At 71.1% G+C, this 16,393-nt stretch carries 17 protein-coding genes and 1 tRNA gene; 7 read left to right on the plus strand and 11 right to left on the minus strand.

Annotated features, from left to right (window positions below; genetic code table 11):
* Window positions 1–11 precede the first annotated feature (11 nt).
* The 4 genes from V4F39_RS01355 to V4F39_RS01370 all read right to left on the minus strand — a co-directional run bounded on the left by V4F39_RS01355 (window position 12) and on the right by V4F39_RS01370 (window position 3,581).
* The gene (locus V4F39_RS01355) at window positions 12–2,132 is read right to left on the minus strand and encodes a TonB-dependent receptor (RefSeq protein ID WP_332287535.1); all 2,121 of its coding nucleotides are present in this window, start codon (window positions 2,130–2,132) and stop codon (window positions 12–14) included.
* A gap of 240 nt (window positions 2,133–2,372) precedes the next feature.
* Window positions 2,373–2,735 carry a DUF2946 family protein gene (locus V4F39_RS01360; protein WP_332287434.1) on the minus strand — a complete coding sequence of 121 codons (363 nt, stop codon included), beginning with the start codon at window positions 2,733–2,735 and terminating at the stop codon, window positions 2,373–2,375.
* Window positions 2,736–2,760: 25 nt separating this feature from the next.
* A tRNA-Arg gene (locus V4F39_RS01365) sits at window positions 2,761–2,837 on the minus strand.
* 48 nt (window positions 2,838–2,885) lie between these two features.
* A complete protein-coding gene (locus V4F39_RS01370) occupies window positions 2,886–3,581 on the minus strand; it encodes a glutathione binding-like protein (protein WP_332287435.1) in 696 nt (231 codons plus the stop codon).
* A 64-nt stretch (window positions 3,582–3,645) separates the two neighbouring features.
* Here V4F39_RS01370 and V4F39_RS01375 point away from each other — a divergent pair, with 64 nt between their 5' ends.
* Window positions 3,646–4,389 (plus strand): hypothetical protein, encoded by a 744-nt coding sequence (locus V4F39_RS01375; RefSeq protein WP_332287436.1) that lies wholly within the window; start codon window positions 3,646–3,648, stop codon window positions 4,387–4,389.
* A 19-nt stretch (window positions 4,390–4,408) separates the two neighbouring features.
* Here the strand turns inward: V4F39_RS01375 and V4F39_RS01380 are convergent, their stop codons facing one another.
* Window positions 4,409–5,113 carry a Crp/Fnr family transcriptional regulator gene (locus tag V4F39_RS01380; protein WP_332287437.1) on the minus strand — a complete coding sequence of 235 codons (705 nt, stop codon included), beginning with the start codon at window positions 5,111–5,113 and terminating at the stop codon, window positions 4,409–4,411.
* 83 nt (window positions 5,114–5,196) lie between these two features.
* Here V4F39_RS01380 and V4F39_RS01385 point away from each other — a divergent pair, with 83 nt between their 5' ends.
* Window positions 5,197–5,967: a class II aldolase/adducin family protein gene (locus V4F39_RS01385; protein ID WP_332287438.1), complete on the plus strand. Its 771-nt coding sequence runs from the start codon at window positions 5,197–5,199 to the stop codon at window positions 5,965–5,967.
* Here the strand turns inward: V4F39_RS01385 and V4F39_RS01390 are convergent.
* Window positions 5,955–6,569 carry an enoyl-CoA hydratase-related protein gene (locus V4F39_RS01390; protein WP_332287439.1) on the minus strand — a complete coding sequence of 205 codons (615 nt, stop codon included), beginning with the start codon at window positions 6,567–6,569 and terminating at the stop codon, window positions 5,955–5,957. The two genes, V4F39_RS01385 and V4F39_RS01390, sit on opposite strands and share 13 nt — an antisense overlap.
* A 141-nt stretch (window positions 6,570–6,710) precedes the next feature.
* Here V4F39_RS01390 and V4F39_RS01395 point away from each other — a divergent pair, with 141 nt between their 5' ends.
* Entirely contained in the window at window positions 6,711–7,982 is a 1,272-nt protein-coding gene (locus V4F39_RS01395; RefSeq protein WP_332287440.1) for a hypothetical protein, read from the plus strand.
* Window positions 7,983–7,998: 16 nt separating this feature from the next.
* On the opposite strand, the gene V4F39_RS01400 is transcribed toward V4F39_RS01395, so the two are convergent.
* From V4F39_RS01400 to lptF, 5 genes are read right to left on the minus strand one after another with little or no spacing between them, the layout of a single operon-like run.
* The gene (locus V4F39_RS01400; RefSeq protein ID WP_332287441.1) at window positions 7,999–9,162 is read right to left on the minus strand and encodes a pyridoxal phosphate-dependent aminotransferase; all 1,164 of its coding nucleotides are present in this window, start codon (window positions 9,160–9,162) and stop codon (window positions 7,999–8,001) included.
* Window positions 9,163–9,207: 45 nt separating this feature from the next.
* Window positions 9,208–10,158, minus strand: a complete 951-nt coding sequence (locus V4F39_RS01405) for a CysB family HTH-type transcriptional regulator (protein ID WP_332287442.1) — start codon at window positions 10,156–10,158, stop codon at window positions 9,208–9,210.
* Window positions 10,155–10,538, minus strand: a complete 384-nt coding sequence (locus tag V4F39_RS01410) for a sirohydrochlorin chelatase (protein ID WP_332287443.1) — start codon at window positions 10,536–10,538, stop codon at window positions 10,155–10,157. Before V4F39_RS01410 ends, V4F39_RS01405 begins: the two co-directional genes overlap by 4 nt.
* A complete protein-coding gene (gene lptG, locus V4F39_RS01415; RefSeq protein ID WP_332287444.1) occupies window positions 10,535–11,641 on the minus strand; it encodes an LPS export ABC transporter permease LptG in 1,107 nt (368 codons plus the stop codon). The genes V4F39_RS01410 and lptG overlap by 4 nt, the downstream gene beginning before the upstream one ends.
* Window positions 11,638–12,726, minus strand: coding sequence for an LPS export ABC transporter permease LptF (gene lptF / locus V4F39_RS01420; RefSeq protein WP_332287445.1), 1,089 nt, complete (start codon window positions 12,724–12,726; stop codon window positions 11,638–11,640). Before lptF ends, lptG begins: the two co-directional genes overlap by 4 nt.
* Before the next feature lie 27 nt (window positions 12,727–12,753).
* Between lptF and V4F39_RS01425 the strand changes: the two genes are divergently transcribed.
* The 4 genes from V4F39_RS01425 to V4F39_RS01440 all read left to right on the plus strand — a co-directional run bounded on the left by V4F39_RS01425 (window position 12,754) and on the right by V4F39_RS01440 (window position 16,367).
* Window positions 12,754–14,211 carry a leucyl aminopeptidase gene (locus tag V4F39_RS01425; RefSeq protein WP_332287446.1) on the plus strand — a complete coding sequence of 486 codons (1,458 nt, stop codon included), beginning with the start codon at window positions 12,754–12,756 and terminating at the stop codon, window positions 14,209–14,211.
* A 22-nt stretch (window positions 14,212–14,233) separates the two neighbouring features.
* Entirely contained in the window at window positions 14,234–14,680 is a 447-nt protein-coding gene (locus V4F39_RS01430; protein WP_332287447.1) for a DNA polymerase III subunit chi, read from the plus strand.
* Window positions 14,680–15,009 carry a hypothetical protein gene (locus V4F39_RS01435; RefSeq protein WP_332287448.1) on the plus strand — a complete coding sequence of 110 codons (330 nt, stop codon included), beginning with the start codon at window positions 14,680–14,682 and terminating at the stop codon, window positions 15,007–15,009. Before V4F39_RS01430 ends, V4F39_RS01435 begins: the two co-directional genes overlap by 1 nt.
* 218 nt (window positions 15,010–15,227) lie before the next feature.
* Window positions 15,228–16,367: a branched-chain amino acid ABC transporter substrate-binding protein gene (locus tag V4F39_RS01440; protein WP_332287449.1), complete on the plus strand. Its 1,140-nt coding sequence runs from the start codon at window positions 15,228–15,230 to the stop codon at window positions 16,365–16,367.
* Window positions 16,368–16,393 lie beyond the last annotated feature (26 nt).

Consider the following 16,393-nt stretch of genomic DNA (forward strand, 5'->3'; position numbering starts at 1 on the left):
GGGCCTCCCGTTCAGAACGACGCCCGCAGCGTGAGGTCGGCGGTGCGGGGCGCGCCCAGGTAGGCCATGGTCGCGGTGGCGTTGGCGGCGTAGACGCGGTCGGTCGCGTTGCGCAGCCGCCCCGTCAGCGAGACCGTCGGCGTCACCTGCCAGGCCAGGCCCAGGTCGAGCAGCGTGTAGTGCGGCCATTGGGCGGTGTTGGCCGCGTCGGCATAGACCTTGCCGACATGGCGCAGGCCCGCGCTGGCCTGCACGGCCGGCGTCAGCGCGTACGAGGCCCAGAGGTTCGCCACCGTGGCCGGCGTGTTTTGGGGTCGGTTGCCGGCCAGCGACACGCCGCCCTGCACGAAGCGGTCGTAGCGCGCGTCGGCATGGCTCACGTTGGCCTGCAGCGACCAGCGCGCGCTCGGCTGCAGGCCGACCGCCACCTCGATCCCGCGCGAGGACTGCTCGCCCACCAGCACCGTCAGCGCGCTGTTGGCCGGGTCCTGCGTCGCGATGTTCTTGCGGCGCAGGTGGTAGAGCGCGACGGTGGCGTTGCCCTTGCCGTTCCAGAAGTCGAGCTTGGCGCCGACCTCGGCCTGGCGGCCGGTGGTCAACTCGCTGTTGTTGCGCACGTCGGCGAACGACGCGGTGCTGAGCACGCCCGAGGGCGGATCGGCGGCCGTCGCGTACTGCGCGTACAGGTTGGCGTGGGGCGCCACGTCCCACACCAGGCCGATGCGGCCGGTGGTCGGGTGGTATGCGCGGTCGAAGCGGGCCGGGCTGGTGGGCGTGACGGCACGGCGGTTCTTCAGGTCGAGGTCGATCTCGTCGTGGCGCAGCGCGGTCACCAGGTGCAGCACGGGCGCGAGCGCGGTGCGGTTCTCCGCGTACACCGCCACGGTCTGCACTCGGTTCAGCTTGTCCGGCCGGTGGCCCGGCGTCATGCCGGGGATGTCGTAGAAGTGCTCGACCTCGAAGTCGTAGGGGTCGACGGTGCTGACCACGGCCGTCAGGCTGTTCGGGAAGCGCGTCTGCCGGTTGACGCTGAGGTCGATGCCGAAGGCCCAGTCGCTGCGGCGGCCGGCGAGCGTGCCTTCGTGCACGGCCTCGAGGCGGTTGCCCACCAGGCGCTGGTCGTGCCGCTGCAGCAGCGTGCTCGACCGGGCGATGGCGGTGTTGTCCGCGGTGTAGCGGTAGCTCTCGACGTTGCGGTAGTCGCGCAGCGCGTCGTAGACGTAGAAGGTGTTCTTCAGGCGCAGGGCGCTGCCGGCGGCGAAGTCGGTGACCGAGCGCAACCACTGCACGCGCTGGCGGTACAGCCCGTCGGCGCTGTTGTAGTTCTTGAAGCGGATGCCCTCGTCGATGCGCAGCGTGCCGGTGTTCGGGTTGAGCACGGGCGTGCCCCAGTAGGGGCGGTCGACGTGCTCGTGCTGGTACTCGTAGGCCAGCGTGTGGCGCAGGCCGCGGCCGAGGTCGGACAGCACCGAGGCCGCCACCTGGGTGGCCCGCGCGGCGTTGCCGTCGACCCAGCCGCCGGTGCGCCGGTGGTTGAGGTCGAGGCGCGCGTAGTGGCTGCCCGGCTCGCCGCCGGTGCCGGCGATGCGGCGGTTGAGCCCCACCGACGCCTCCTTCAGCGCATCGCTGCCCAGCCGCAGCCGGCCCTGCGAGTCGTCCTCGGTGCCTGCCAGCCGCGTGATGTAGTTGATGGTGCCGCCGACGCCGCCGGCGCCGTAGAGGAAGCTCGACGCGCCGCCGATGGCCTCGACGCGGTCGTAGATCCAGCTGTCGACCGGCCGCGCGGCGATCGAGTACTGCACGTTGATGCCGTTGAAAAGCTGGTTCAGCGAGCCGGCGCCGAAACCGCGGTAGCTGACGCCGATCGAGCCGGGCGCATCGTGCGCGGTGATGCCAGGGATCGCACGCAGCACCTCCTGCGTGTTCTGCGCGCCGCGGGCGTCGATGGTCTCGCGGCGGATGACCGTGACGGCGGCCGGGGTCTGGCGGGGCGTCAGGCCGAGCCGGCTGCCGGTGTCGGACGGTGTGTCGAGCTCGAGCCGGCCGTTGGGCGCCGGCGCGGTGGCCGGGGTGCCGACGATCTCCACCTGCTGCGCGGCGGTGCCGTCCTGGGCGGCCGCGGGCAGGCCCATCGCGCAGAGGGTGGCGGCGGCCAGCGTGGCGATGCGGGGGGTCGAAAGGGACGAGGGGGCGCGCTGCCGAAGCGCAGCGCCGCAGGCGGCCGCGCAGCGGCCGTGGACGACAGTGGACATGGATGCTTTCCTGGCGCTGCCCCGCGCCGGCCGCATCGGGCGGGGCGTGGGGCAGCGGCTGAACCGTGATGGCCCGCGGGCGCGAGGGTCGTCGCACCGCAGGCCGCCGAGGGAAGGGGTTCAGCGCAGGGCAGGCGGCCCGCGGGCGGGCAAGGGCGCGGCCGTGGCCGCTGCGATCCGCGCCGACGGCACGGACTGCAGTGCGTAGGCCAGCGGCAGCGCCGGCAGCACGAGGGTGGCGGCAAGGGAAGGGGGCGGCGCGCCGACCGGCAGGCACAGCGGGCAGTCCATGCCCACGCTGCCCAGCTCGGTGGCGGTGCCGTCGCCGTTCTGCACGATCAGCTTGACCGACCCGGCCGCCGAGCACACCAGCTCCATCGATTGCGGATGCACGATGGGCGAGGCCACCGCCACGCCCAGCGACAGCATGAACCAGGCCACTACCAGGCGGTAGAGGCGGGTGGCGCTGCGAAGGGGTTGCATGGGTGGTGGGGTGGGAACGTCTGGTTGGCCTGCCCGGAGGGACTCGAACCCCCGACCTGCTGCTTAGAAGGCAGCTGCTCTATCCAGTTGAGCTACGGGCAGCCGGTCAACCCGGGCATTCTAGTGATGGCCCGGCGCGGCCGCCGCGGCTCATCGGCCGCGCTGGTACTGGATGTCGCCGAAGAGCGTCTGGCGCGCCCTGTCGTCGGTCAGCGGCTTGCGCCGGTCGGCCAGCACCTCGACGCCGCGCTGCACCGCGGGCCGGGCGGCGATCTCGTCGAACCAGCCCTTGAGGTGCGGGAAGTCGTTCCAGTCGATGCCCTGGTTCTTCCAGGACCGCAGCCACGGGAACACCGCGATGTCGGCGATGCTGTATTGCGGCCCGCCGAGGTAGGTGCTGCGGGCCAGCCGCCGGTCCATCACGCCGTAGAGGCGCCGCGCCTCGTTGGTGTAGCGCTCCACCGCGTAGGGCAGCTTCTCGGGCGCGTAGATGCGGAAGTGGTGGGCCTGGCCGAGCATGGGGCCGACGCCGCCCATCTGGAACATCAGCCACTGCAGCACGTCGTACTTGCCGCGTGTGTCCTCGGGCAGGAAGCGGCCCGTCTTGCCGGCCAGGTAGAGCAGGATGGCCCCGGACTCGAACAGCGAATAGGGCTTGCCGTCCGGCCCCTCGGGGTCGACGATCGCCGGGATCTTGTTGTTCGGGCTGATCGCGAGGAACCCGGGCTTGAACTGGTCGCCCGCGCCGATGTCCACCGGGATGGCGCGGTACGGCAGGCCGCACTCCTCCAGCATGATGTGCACCTTGTGACCGTTGGGTGTGGCCCACGAATACACTTCGATCATCAGCGCAGCTCCTCGTGTCAGGGTGGTGCGACTCTAGTTCATCAGCGCCCCTTCCACGTCCACGATGTTCCAAACCCTCAAGCGCTGGCTGTCCCGGCGCACCGAGCGCCCGGCCTGGTCTGCCGTCGCCGATTGGGCGGAATCGGCCGGCCATTCGTTCAAGCGCACGCGCGAGGGCGGCGGCTTCGTGATCGAGCCGGCGGCGGCGTCGCAGGGCTGGCGGCTGGAGTGGGGGCCTTCGCAGCGGGGCTACATCGAGGGCAACGAACTGCGGCTGCGCGGCGACCTGAAGGGCGGCGAGGAACTGCAGATGCTGGTGATCTCGCGCCGGCTCATGGAGGCGCTGGAGAAGCAGGTGTTCGAGCAGTTCACCGAAGGCCTGCAGACCCGCATGGACGCCGAGACGCCGGAGGAGATGCGCTGGCTGGTGCTGTTCCCGGCCCAGCCGGCCTATGCCTCGAAGGCCCTGCAGGAGGGCTTCGGCGCCGTGGGCAGTTCACTCGCCGCGGTCGAGCAGTGGCTCTCGGGGCCGCTGTCGGCCAGGTTGGTGGAGGCCCGCCGCCAGTGGCTGGCCGAGGACGATCCCTTCGTGCTGATCGCGCTGCGGGGCCGGCTCACGCTGCGGGCCCGGATGGCCGAGCCCGATGCCGAGCTCGTCCGCGCGCTCGTGCAGCTGTTCGACACCGCCTTGCGCGAAGGCCGGCGTGCCGCCGCGTCGTGGACCGCGGCGGACGAGGCGAGCACGCCGCCCGGCGACTGGACGGGCGCGCCGCTCGACTCACGGCTCGACGGATCGCCCACCCGCTGAGCCTGCCGAGGCAGGCCGCTCAGCGGTCGGCCAGCGCGAGCAGCTTGTCCCGCGACAGCACCACCAGCCGCGTCGGCTCGACGCGCACGGCGCCCTCGCGCTCGAAGCCCTTCAGCTCCTGGTTGACGCGCTGGCGCGAGGCGCCCAGCAGCTGCGCGAGGTCTTCCTGCGCCAGTTGCAGGCTGATGCGGATCTCCTCGCCCTGGGCGATGCCGTAGCTCTTGGCGAGCAGCAGGATCTGCTTGGCCAGCCGTGCCGACAGCGGGCGGGTATTGAGGTCCTCGATCTGGTCGAACATCAGCCGCAGCCGGCGGCAGTTCAGGCGCAGCAGGGCTTCGTACAGTTCCACGTGCTGCGAGAGCAGTTCCTTGAAGTCGGCCTTGCGCACGGCCAGCAGCGTGGTCGGTCCATGCGCGTTCGCATCGTGCGTGCGCGGCAGGCCGTCGAACAGCGCGATGTCGCCGAACCAGGTGCCGGGCTCGACGTAGGTGAGCGCGATCTGCTTGCCCGACAGCGAGACCGAGCTCACGCGCACCGCGCCGGCCGCCACGCCGCACCAGTCCTCCGCCGGCTGGCCCCGCGTGGAGAGCAGCGCGCCATCGGCGAACCGGCGCACGGTGGCGCGTGCGAGGATGGCCTGGCGCAGCCCCAGCGAGAGCTTGGAGAACCACGAGCCCTGCTCGATGTTCTGGCGTTCCGCGGCGGTGAGGATCGGGCTGGTCATGTCGTGTCTCTCAGGCGACAGCGAGGTCCGCCGCGCGCTGGGTATTGTCCACATGCCTTCAACCACCACCACGAGACGAATCCATGGCCCCGATCGACATCCCCAGCCTGCAAGGCCGCGTCAGCGCCGAGGAGTGGCAGGCCCGCGTGGACCTCGCCGCGGCCTATCGGCTGGTGGCGCTGTTCAAGTGGGACGACCTCGTCTTCACGCACATCAGCGCCCGCGTGCCCGGCACGCAGGACCAGTTCCTGATCAACCCCTACGGGCTGATGTTCGAGGAGATCACCGCGTCGAGCCTCGTCAAGGTGAACCTGGCCGGAGAGAAGACCGAGGCCTCGCCCTGGCCGGTGAACCCGGCCGGCTTCACCATCCACAGCGCGATCCACGAGGCGCGCCACGAGGCGGCGTGCGTGCTGCACGTGCATTCGCTCAACGGCATCGCGGTGTCGGCGCAGAAGGGCGGCGTGCTGCCGCTGTCGCAGCAGTCGATCTTCGTGATGGGCTCGCTCGGCTACCACGACTACGAAGGCGTGGCGCTGCGCGATGAAGAGAAGCCGCGGCTGGTCGACGACCTGGGCCGCAACACCTTCCTGATGCTGCGCAACCACGGCCTGCTGACGGTGGGCCGCACCATCCCCGACGCGTTCATGGCGATGTACCTGTTCGAATCGGTCTGCACGATCCAGATCCGTGCGCAGGCCGGCGGCGGCGAACTGGTGCACGTGCCGCAGGACATCATCGCGACCGCGCGCCAGCAGTCGCGGGAGGTCACGCGCGGGCAGGGTGCCGGCGCGCTCGCGTGGCCGGGCCTGCTGCGCCGGCTGGCGCGCACGATGCCCGGCTACGACCGCTGAAGCCACTCCTTGGCTTCGGCGATGGTGGCGGCCGGCGCCGCCGCCAGCCGCGCGCTCCAGCGCAGCGCCTCGGGCAGCGCCTGGCCCGCGGGCACCGCCGCATTGGCCAGGCCGAGCGCGTGCAGCCGCGTCCCCGCCAGCGGCTCCGCCAGCCACAGCATCTGCATGGCCAGCGCCCGCGGCAGCAGCCGTGCGAGCGAAGGCGCCCGCGGGGCGCGCGACCACAGGCACTGCGCATCCTCCGCGGCAACGACGAGGTCGCAGGCCAGCGCGAGCACCAGCCCGGCATCGGCCGCGGTGCCTTCCATCGCGGCGATGACCGGCAGCGGGCAGGCGCGCAGCGCGTCGAGCAGGCTGCGGAAGAGATCCTGCTCCTCGTCGGGGCCGCCGGCCTGCACCGCCGGTGATTCGAGCCCCGCGCAGAAATGTGCCCCGCCGCCGTGCAGCACCAGGCAGCGCAGCGTGGGATCGTCCGCCGCGTTGTTGAGGACCTCGATGCCCGCGGCGCAGGCCTGGCGCGACAAGGTGTTGCGGGTGGCCGGATCGCTCAGCGTGAGCACCAGCGTGGCATCGCGTCGTTCGGTCAGCAGTTCGAAGGGCATCGTCGCTGCCGCCGCCGAGGCGGCCTGCAAAGGAAGGTAAGGCCTTGCAGGCCATTGTGTCATGCGGTCGCCGGCGTGCCGGCCGGCGGGCGGGCTGCATGCTAGAGTGGTCCGATCCCCGCAGCCCCTCCTTACCGACGCATGAGCGACGCTGGCGTCCGACGCTGTTCCCTGGTCCTGGCCGCGGCCGCGCTGGCGCTGGCGGCATGGCTGCCGGCCGCTGCGCAGCAGGCGCCGGAGGGGGCCGCCAGCGCGCCGCTGGGCTTGACGGCGGCGCCGCTGGGCGCAGCGCCCGAAGCCGAGGCCCCGCCTGCCGGTGCCGAGGGCCGGCCCGCTGTGGCGCGCACCGTGGAGCTGGCTGCCACGGTGGGCCGCCTGCGGGCATCGGAGGCCGCCCGCCAGGCGCAACTCGATCGGCTGCACGACCAGGTCACCCTGCTGAGGGCGCAGGTCGAATGGCACGAGCAGGTGCTGCCCTGGATCGGCGCGGCGCTGGTGCTGATGGCGGGCGCGCTGGGGCTGTCGGGCTGGTGGTCGCTGCGCCGGCGTCCCGCGTCCGCCGCCGTGCATCGCACGGCGATGCCGCCGGTGCCGCGGCGAAGCCCGCCCGAGCCGCAGCCAATGCGGCTGGTGGAAACCGAGGACGAGGAGCCGCCGTCCTCCGACACGACGGCCGCGGCCGCGCTGCCGGCCACCGCCCCCCCGGCGGGGCAGCCGGCGCCGGCCGAGCCGCCGCGCAGTCCCTTCGAACGGTCGCTGGCCGAGCGGCCGGAGTTCGTCTCGAGCACCCGGCCGGTGCCGCAGCTCTTTTCGGCACCCCCCGCGGTGGAACCGGCGCTGACCGCCGACGCGTTGATCGACCTGGAGCAGCAGGCCGACTTCTTCCTGGCGCTCGGGCAGCACGAAGCCGCCGTCGAGCGGCTCATCGCGGAGCTGCGCACCGTCGAGGGCCGCAGCCCGATGCCCTGGCTCAAGCTGCTGGACATCCATCGCCGCCAGGGCGACCAGGGCTCGTACCAGCGGGCGCTGGACCGGTTCCGCCAGCGGTTCGGGCCGCATGGCGACGAATGGCAGGAAGAGGGTCTGCCGCCCCGGCTGCTCGACGACTACCCCGGCGTCGTCCATCGCATCCAGCAGGCATGGTCCGCTCCGCAGGAGGCCATGGCCTTGCTCGAACGGCTGCTCGGCGGCTGCGAGCGCGGCGTGGTGCTGTCGCTCCAGGCCAGCCAGGAGGCGCTGCTGCTGTACCAGGTCGCCCGCTCGTTCCTGCCGGGCGAGGCGCCGCCGGCGGCCTCCGACGTCGACCTGCTGCTGCCGATGGACCCCGGCGCCGAAGGCGCGGAGCGTGCACGCCCGGCGCGCGACGCCCGGCTCGACCTCGACCTGTCCAGCGACCTTTCGCCGCTGCGCTGACGCCGCGCGCGCGGCCTTACAGCCGGGCCAGCCGGTCCAGCGCGCGCTGCAGCGTCTCGTCCTTCTTCGCGAAGCAGAAGCGCACGATGCGCTGCTGGAAGCCTTCCGCGTAGAACGGCGACAGCGGGATCGCCGCGACGCCGGCCTGCGTGGTCAGCCGGCGGCAGAAGTCTTCCTCGGTGCTGTGCTCGTCGATCGCGCTGTAGTCGACGCACTGGAAGTAGCTGCCCTCGCTGGGCAGGAGCCGGAAGCGCGTGGCGCCCAGTCCTTCGCGGAACAGGTCGCGCTTGTGCTGGTAGAAGGCGCCCAGTTCGAGGTACGGCGCCGGATCGGCCATGTAGCGCGCCAGCGCATGCTGCACCGGCGTGTTGACGCTGAAGACGTTGAACTGGTGCACCTTGCGGAACTCGGCCGTCAGCGCCGCCGGCGCGGCCACGAAGCCCACCTTCCACCCGGTGACGTGGTAGGTCTTGCCGAAGCTCGAGACCACGAAGGCCCGCGCCGCCAGCTCCGGGATGCTCGCCGCGCTGACGTGCGGGCGGCCGTCGTACACCATGTGCTCGTAGACCTCGTCGCTGATCAGCAGCACGCCGGTCGGGCGCAGCAGCGCGGCCAGCCGCTGCATCTCGTCGCGTGTCCACACGGTGGCGCTCGGGTTGTGCGGCGAGTTGACGATGATGGCCCGGGTGCGCGGCGTCAGCGCGGCGGCGATGCGGTCGAAATCGGGCCGGAAGGTGCCGGGCGTCAGCGGCACGCGCACGATGGTGCCGCCGGCCAGCTCGATGTTGGGGCCGTAGCTGTCGTAGCAGGGCTCCAGCACGACGACCTCGTCGCCGGGATGCACGCAGCAGAGGATCGCGGTGAGGATGGCCTGCGTGGCGCCGGCCGTCACGGTGATCTCGCTGCCCGGGTCGTAGCGGTGGCCGTAGAGTGTGTCGAGCTTGGCCGAGACGGCCTCGCGCAGCGCCGGCACGCCGGCCATCGGCGGGTACTGGTTGAGGCCTTCGCGCATCGCCTGCGTGACGGCGTCGAGCAGCTTCGGGTCGCAGTCGAAGTCGGGGAAGCCCTGCCCGAGGTTGACCGCCCCGTGCTCCGCAGCCAGGGCCGACATCACGGTGAAGATGGTGGTGCCCACGTCCGGCAGGCGGCTGGGCAGGGCGGGCGTTACGGGCGTGTTCATGGGCGTAAGCATGTGGAATAAGGTGACCAAGCTACCTGCCAAGGCTCACAACACGTAGTCGTCGCCTTCCTGCTCGCTGCCCATCGCGCGGGCGATCAGCGCGCGGTTCAGGCGGTCGGAGAGCAGTTCGGCGAAGGTGTAGACGAAGTTGCGCAGGTAGGCGCCGCGCTTGAACGCGACGCGCGAGATGTTCTGTCCGAACAGGTAGCCCAGCGGACGCGAGACCAGGTCGCCGCCCGGCGGATCGTCCCGCACCGCCATCTCGGCCACGATGCCGATGCCCAAGCCGAGCTTGACGTAGGTCTTGAGCACGTCGGAGTCGATCGCTTCCAGCACGAAGTTGGGCTTCAGGCGCCGCTGCGCAAATGCCGCATCGATGCGCCGGCGGCCCGTGAAGGCGCTCTGGTAGCTCACCAGCGGCTCGGCGGCCAGCTGCTCCAGCGTGGGCCGCTCCACCGCGGCCAGCGGATGCGCCGGCGGCAGCACCAGCACGTGCTGCCATTCGTAGCAGGGCAGCGTGACCAGGCCGTCGATCTCGTGGATCGACTCGGTGGCCATGCCGATGTCGGCGCTCTCGTCCAGCAGCATGCGGGCCACCTCGGCGGGCGTGCCCTGGTGCATGCTGACCATCACCTTCGGGAAGCGCTTGCGCAGCGCCGCGACCGGCTCCGGCAGCATGTAGCGCGCCTGGGTGTGGGTGGCGGCGATCGAGAGCGTGCCGGCGTCCTGCAGGCTGTACTCCTCGCCGATGCGCTTGAGGTTGCCGACCTCGCGCATGATCGCGTCGATCGACTTCAGCACCTGCAGCCCCGGCTCCGTGATGCGCTTGAGCCGCTTGCCGTGGCGCGTGAAGATGTCGACGCCCAGCTCCTCCTCCAGCTCGAGGATCGCCTTGCTGACGCCGGGCTGCGACGTGTGCAGGGCCTTGGCGGTCTCCGTCAGGTTGAGGCCGCGCCGCGCGGCCTCCTGCACGAAGCGGAACTGGTGGAGGTTCATGGCAGCAGCGAGGCGGCGGCCTCGGCCATGGCATCGATCACCGCCGGCATCTCGCCGATCGGCGGGTGCAGCCGGAACTGCACGGCCGGGTGCTCGGCCTGCAGCCGCTGCACGAGCGCCGGCAGGTCCTTGCGTACATGGCCGCCTGCCCCGAGGAAGAGCGGCAGCACGTCGATCCGGCTGCAGCCCTCGGCCGCCATCGCGGCGGCCGCGGCGGGCAGGTCGGGCGCCATCAGCTCCAGGAAGGCCAGCTTGACGTTCAGGCCCGGGCGCCGGCTGCGCAGGCGGGCCGCGAGGGCCTCGAAGGGCTCGGCCCAGCGCGGGTCGCGTGCGCCGTGGGCGAACAGCAGCAGGCCGGGGGGGGAGGCGGTGTCCGTCATCGGTACCTCACGAGCCAGGTGAAGGCGGCCATCGACATCAGCAGGTACAGCAGGCTGGGCGTGGCCGCGACCACCCAGGGCGTCCAGTTGCGCAGCAGGCCGAGGTGGCTGGCGACATTGTTCAGCAGCACGAAGCTGATGCCCAGCAGGATGCCGCCGAAGACCTTGAGGCTCACGCCGCCGCTGCGGGCGTGCAGGTAGGCGAAGGGCAGCGCCAGGCCCATCATCACCAGGCAGGCGAAGGGGTACAGCGCCTTCTTCCAGAACAGGATGGCATGGCGCTGCGCCGCCTGTTCCTGGTCCGTCAGGTGGCTGCTGTAGCGCCACAGCTCCACCGTCGACATCGTGCTCACCGGCAGCACCGCGGCGGCGACCACGTCGCCGGTGAGCGAGGTCGGCCACTGCACTTGCGCATGGCGCTCGTCCACCAGCCGTGCGCCTTCGATCTGCACCGGCCAGCGGGTGACGGTGGCGTCCTGCAGCTCCCAGTGGCCCTGGTCGCTGATGCGGCCGCGGGCCGCGCCCACGCGCGCGGTCAGCCGGCCGTCGCGGTCGAACTCGAAGATGCGGATGCCCTGCAGCTCCCCATCGGCCGTGGTGCGCTGCACGTTGACCGAGACGCTGCGATCGCCCTCCGGCGTGCTGCGGCGGTCCTTCAGCCAGGCGCCGGCCTTGCCCAGTTCGCGCCCGCCCTGGTACTGCGACTTCAGCAGCACGCCCTGCCGTTCGGACAGCGGCGCGATGTAGTCGCCGATCACGAAGGTCAGCACCGCGAACGCCGAGCCCAGGCCGGCCAGCAGCAGCAGCGCGCGGCCGGGCCCCAGCCCGCCGGTGTGCAGGATGGTGAACTCCGACGACTGCGCCAGGCGCGACATCGAGTAGATGGTGCCGATCAGCACCGCGATCGGGAACAGCTCGTAGAAATGCCCCGGCATGTCGAGCACGCCGGCCAGCAGCGCGCCGCCGACCGTGTAGCCCTTGCGGCCGACCTTGTCGAGTTCGTCGACGATGTCGATGAAGAAGAACAGCGACAGGAAGGCCGCCGCGACGAAGATCACCGAACCGCAGATGTCGCGGTACAGCAGGCGCCGCACGGTCCTCATGCCGCGGCCCTCCGGTGGCGCCGCAGCGTGGTGCCATGGTCGCGCCACCACAGCAGCCCCAGCGCGATCGCGAACATCGATCCGTGCAGCAGCAGCAGCGAGCCGCCGAGCGACATCCGCCCCGAAGCGATCCAGGCCTGCGACAGGTTGATGAGGTTGTAGTAGACGACGAAGCCCAGCAGCGCGAACAGCAGGTTCCAGTTGCTGGCGCGGCGCGGGTTGGTGGCGGCCAGCCCGATGCCCAGCAGCAGCAGGTTGCCGGCGCCGAACAGCAGGCCGAAGCGCCAGGCCAGCTCGGCCTGGTTCTTCTCGCTGGGCTGGCGCAGCAGATCGATGGTGCGGATGGCGCGCGGCGGCTGCTCCTGCGCGCGCTGCACCGAGCGCTCGTCGGCGAGCACGCGGTAGGTCTCGAAGCGCGCCAGGTTGCGTGTGCCGGTGAGGAGGTCGGTCTCGTTGCGCTGGCCGCTCTCGAGCACCAGCCAGCGGCCGTCGGCCAGGGTCTCCAGCCGGCCGCTGCGCGCAGAGATCACCGACTCCTGCTCGCCGTCGTTGCTCAGCACGAAGACGTTGCGGGCATTGACGGAGGCATCGTCCTCGCGCTCGACGAAGAAGACGCGGCTGCCGTCGCGCGAGGCCTGGAACACGCCGGGCGTGACGCGCGAGAGGTCCGAGCGTTGCTGGTAGCGGTCGCGCAGGTCGGTCGAGTTGCGGTTGCCCCAGGGCCACACCACCAGCACCAGCGCGCCGACCACCACCAGCACCGGCCAGCAGGTCCGCAGCACCGGCCGCACGAAGCGCGAGAGGCTGACGCCCGAGGCGTTCCAGATCGCCATCTCGCTGTCGCGGTAGATGCGGCCGAGCGTCACGACGATCGCGACGAACAGTGACAGCGCGAGCATCGTCGGCAGGTGGCCCAGCGCCGTGTAGCCCAGCAGCAGCACCACGTCCTGAGGCGCGATCGAGCCCCCGGCCGCTTGGCCGATGGTGCGGATCAGGAAGATGGTCAGCACGATGGTGAGGATCACCACGAGGGTCGCGCCGAAGGTGCGGGAGAGCTCTTTGCGCAGCGTCGTATCGAATAACATCGTGCGTTCTTCAAACCTGCGCGCATTATGGACTTCCGTTCCCAATCCATCGGCCCGTCGGGGCTGGGTTCGCTGGCAGCGGATGCGCTGCTGGTGGTCGTCGTCGGCGACCATGCACCCGATACGCTCGATGCGCCGCTGGCCGCGCTGATCACCGATGCCGTCGCGCAGGGCGACTTCGCGTTCAAGGCGGGCCGCAGCCTGTACGTGCACCGGCCCGCGGGCATGAAGGCGGGCAGGCTGGTGCTGGCCGCCGCGTCGGCGGCGACGCCCAAGGCCTTCAAGGCCGCGGTGTCCGCAGGCCTCGGCCCGCTGAAGGCGCTGGGTGCCAAGCACCTCGTGGTGGCCTGCGTCGGGGCGCCGCTCACGGCCGGCCATGCCGATGCGCTGGTGGCCGCGGTGGGCGACGCCGTCTACCTCTACACGCACACCAAGCCGAGCGCGCCTGCGCCCTCCAAGCTGGCCAAGGTGACGCTGGCCTGCGCCCGGGACGAGGCTGCCGGCCTGCAGAAGGGGCTGGCGCGCGCCGCGGCCGTCCATGCCGGCGTGACGCTGGCGCGCGAATGCGCCAACCGCCCCGGCAACTACGCCACCCCCACCTACCTGGCCGAGCAGGCGCTGGCGCTCGGCAAGACCTTCGGCTTCAAGGTGCAGGCCTTCGACCGCAAGGCGGTCGAGAAGATCGGCATGGGCTCCTTCCTGTCGGTCGCCCAGGGCTCCGACGAGCCGCTGCGCTTCATCGTCATGCAGTACCAGGGCGGCGCCAAGAACGACGCCCCGGTGGTGCTGGTCGGCAAGGGCATCACGTTCGACACCGGCGGCATCTCGCTCAAGCCCGGCGGCGAGATGGACGAGATGAAGTTCGACATGGGCGGCGCGGCGAGCGTGCTGGGTGCGATGCGCGCGATCGGGCAGCTCAAGCCCAAGGTCAACGTCGTCGCGCTGATCCCCGCCTGCGAGAACATGCCCAGCGGCCGGGCGGTCAAGCCCGGCGACGTCGTCACCAGCCTGTCGGGCCAGACGATCGAGATCCTCAACACCGACGCCGAGGGCCGGCTGATCCTGTGCGATGCGCTGACCTACGCGGAGCGCTTCAAGCCCAGGGCCGTGGTCGATATCGCCACGCTCACGGGGGCCTGCGTGATCGCGCTGGGGCACGTGCACAGCGGCCTCTTCACGGCCGACGACACATTGGCCGCCGACCTGCTGGCCGCCGGCGACGCGGGGCTCGATACCGCCTGGCGCATGCCGCTGGACGACGAGTACGCCGAGGGCCTGAAGAGCAACTTCGCCGACGTGGCCAACGTCGGCGGCCGCCCGGGCGGCGCGATCACGGCAGCGATGTTCCTGAAGCGCTTCGCGGCCAAGTACCGCTGGGCGCACCTCGACATCGCCGGCACCGCCTGGAAGGGTGGCGCGGCCAAGGGCGCCACCGGCCGGCCGGTGGCGCTGCTGACGCACTTCGTGCTGTCCCAGGCGCGCTGAGAGCCGCAGGCGCACGCTGGCCATGCCTTCCGCGGTGGAGTTCCATACCGGCATGGCCGACAAGGTCGGCTTCGCCTGCCGCCTGCTGCGCAAGGCCTACGCCAAGGGGGCGCGTGTCGCGGTGCGCGGCGCACCCGAGCTGCTGGGCCGCCTCGACGAGGCGCTGTGGCTGTTCGATCCGCAGCAGTTCGTGCCGCACGTGCGGGTGAGGCGCGGCCCGGCGGTCGCACCGCGCCTGGCGCGCACGCCGCTGTGGCTGCTCGACCCCGGCACCGCCGCGCCGGGCAGCCCCGCGCCCGAGGTGCTGGTCAACCTCGGGCCCGAGATGCCCGAGGACGCCCACCGCTTCGCCCGCGTGATCGAGATCGTCGCCGCCGACCCCGGCGACCGCGAGGCCGGCCGCCGCCGCTGGCGCGCCTACGAGGCGCAGGGTGCGAAGATCGTGCACCATGCCCAGGGAGCTGCCTGATGCCCCGCTCCGTCCTGCCCACCCTCACCGAGATCGTCCGTGTCGAGCCGCCGGCCGACATGCCGCCGCTGTCCGAGCCGCCGGTGCTCGACGCCGTCGTCGAGCCCGCCACCGTCGACGAGCACCAGCTCACCCGCCGCGTGCTGGCCGACGTGCAGCGGCAGATCGACCTGATGCTCGAGTACCGGCTGCGCGAGGCGCTCGCGCCGGCGATGGCGCGGCTGACCGATGCGCTGGTCCACGAGGCCCGCACCGAGCTGGCGTCGACGCTGCGCGACGTGGTCGCCCGGGCCGTCTCGCAGGAACTCAACCGCCAGCGCGGCCGTTGAGGCGGCTCGGACGGCAGCCCGGCTATCAGGGTTTGCCAGGGCCTGTCATCGCAATCCTGCCGTGCCACGTTTCGGGCCCACGCCGAAGGGGTTTTCCATCGTGTGGCACGCGCCCTGCTTCAGGGAATATCGGGGCAAGACAGGCACTGTTTTGGAGTATCTTCTCGGCCGTTGAGAAACCTACCCATACCTCTCAACCCATCAATCGGAGAGTTTGAATGCAAGTCAAGATGAACGTCATCGTCGCCGCCGCAGCCGTGCTGTTCACGGGCGCCACGAGCGCCCAGGAACTGGTGGTGAAGATCGGCCACGTCGGCCCTACCAGCGGCCAGATCGCTCACCTCGGCAAGGACAACGAGTACGGCGCCCGCATGGCCATCGACGAACTGAACGCCAAGGGCGTGACGATCGGCGGCAAGAAGGCCAAGTTCGAGCTGCTCGCCGAGGACGACGGCGCCGATCCGAAGCAAGGCACGGCCGCGGCCCAGAAGCTGGTCGACAGCAAGGTCAACGGCGTGGTCGGCCACCTCAACTCCGGCACCACGATTCCCGCGTCCAAGATCTACAGCGATGCGGGCATTCCTCAGATCTCTCCGTCCGCCACCAATCCCAAATACACCCGCCAGGGTTTCAAGACGACCTTCCGCGTCGTGGCCGATGACGTGCACCTGGGCGGCACGCTCGGCAAGTACGCCGTGACACAGCTCAAGGGCAAGTCGATCGCCGTCATCGACGACCGCACCGCCTACGGCCAGGGCGTGGCCGACGAATTCGAGAAGGGCGTCAAGGCCGCCGGCGGCAAGACCGTGGGCCGCGAGTTCACCAACGACAAGGCCACCGACTTCACCGCCATCCTGACCAGCCTGAAGGCCAAGAAGCCCGACATCGTCTTCTTCGGCGGCATGGACGCCGTCGCCGGCCCGATGCTGCGCCAGATGAAGCAGCTCGGCATCAACGCCAAGTTCATGGGCGGCGACGGCATCTGCACCGCCGAGCTGCCCAAGCTCTCGGCCGGCACGATGGCCGACAGCCAGGTCGTGTGCGCGGAAGCCGGCGGCGTGGAAGGCGAATCGAAGAAGGCGGTCGAGGAGTTCAGCACGGCCTTCAAGAAGAAGTTCAACGTCGACGTCAAGCTCTACGCGCCCTACGTCTACGACGCGGTGATGGTCATGGCCGATTCGATGGTCAAGGCCGGCTCGTCCGACCCGGCCAAGTACCTGCCGGTGCTGGCCAAGGCCAACTACAAGGGCATCACCGGCACGATCGCCTTCGACGAGAAGGGCGATATCCGCAACGGCGCGCTGACCCTCTTCACGTTCAAGGGCGGCAACCGCGAGCAGATCGCCATCGTGCGCTGACCACCCCGCGGTCCCAACCGCAGGCC

The sequence above is a fragment of the Aquincola agrisoli genome, from assembly GCF_036621135.1.
Classification (GTDB): domain Bacteria; phylum Pseudomonadota; class Gammaproteobacteria; order Burkholderiales; family Burkholderiaceae_C; genus Aquincola; species Aquincola agrisoli.

What these genes read in the sequence shown, in the direction of transcription:
- V4F39_RS01380 (WP_332287437.1), bottom strand. Translation starts at nt 5,113, where the DNA reads ATGACCAGCCCGATCCTCACCGCCGCGGAACGCCAGAACATCGAGCAG.
- V4F39_RS01360 (WP_332287434.1), bottom strand. Translation starts at nt 2,735, where the DNA reads ATGCAACCCCTTCGCAGCGCCACCCGCCTCTACCGCCTGGTAGTGGCC.
- V4F39_RS01440 (WP_332287449.1), top strand. Translation starts at nt 15,228, where the DNA reads ATGCAAGTCAAGATGAACGTCATCGTCGCCGCCGCAGCCGTGCTGTTC.
- V4F39_RS01410 (WP_332287443.1), bottom strand. Translation starts at nt 10,538, where the DNA reads ATGACGGACACCGCCTCCCCCCCCGGCCTGCTGCTGTTCGCCCACGGC.
- V4F39_RS01405 (WP_332287442.1), bottom strand. Translation starts at nt 10,158, where the DNA reads ATGAACCTCCACCAGTTCCGCTTCGTGCAGGAGGCCGCGCGGCGCGGC.
- V4F39_RS01435 (WP_332287448.1), top strand. Translation starts at nt 14,680, where the DNA reads ATGCCCCGCTCCGTCCTGCCCACCCTCACCGAGATCGTCCGTGTCGAG.
- V4F39_RS01400 (WP_332287441.1), bottom strand. Translation starts at nt 9,162, where the DNA reads ATGAACACGCCCGTAACGCCCGCCCTGCCCAGCCGCCTGCCGGACGTG.
- V4F39_RS01370 (WP_332287435.1), bottom strand. Translation starts at nt 3,581, where the DNA reads ATGATCGAAGTGTATTCGTGGGCCACACCCAACGGTCACAAGGTGCAC.
- lptF (WP_332287445.1), bottom strand. Translation starts at nt 12,726, where the DNA reads ATGTTATTCGATACGACGCTGCGCAAAGAGCTCTCCCGCACCTTCGGC.
- V4F39_RS01390 (WP_332287439.1), bottom strand. Translation starts at nt 6,569, where the DNA reads ATGCCCTTCGAACTGCTGACCGAACGACGCGATGCCACGCTGGTGCTC.
- V4F39_RS01395 (WP_332287440.1), top strand. Translation starts at nt 6,711, where the DNA reads ATGAGCGACGCTGGCGTCCGACGCTGTTCCCTGGTCCTGGCCGCGGCC.
- V4F39_RS01430 (WP_332287447.1), top strand. Translation starts at nt 14,234, where the DNA reads ATGCCTTCCGCGGTGGAGTTCCATACCGGCATGGCCGACAAGGTCGGC.
- lptG (WP_332287444.1), bottom strand. Translation starts at nt 11,641, where the DNA reads ATGAGGACCGTGCGGCGCCTGCTGTACCGCGACATCTGCGGTTCGGTG.
- V4F39_RS01355 (WP_332287535.1), bottom strand. Translation starts at nt 2,132, where the DNA reads ATGGGCCTGCCCGCGGCCGCCCAGGACGGCACCGCCGCGCAGCAGGTG.
- V4F39_RS01375 (WP_332287436.1), top strand. Translation starts at nt 3,646, where the DNA reads ATGTTCCAAACCCTCAAGCGCTGGCTGTCCCGGCGCACCGAGCGCCCG.
- V4F39_RS01425 (WP_332287446.1), top strand. Translation starts at nt 12,754, where the DNA reads ATGGACTTCCGTTCCCAATCCATCGGCCCGTCGGGGCTGGGTTCGCTG.
- V4F39_RS01385 (WP_332287438.1), top strand. Translation starts at nt 5,197, where the DNA reads ATGGCCCCGATCGACATCCCCAGCCTGCAAGGCCGCGTCAGCGCCGAG.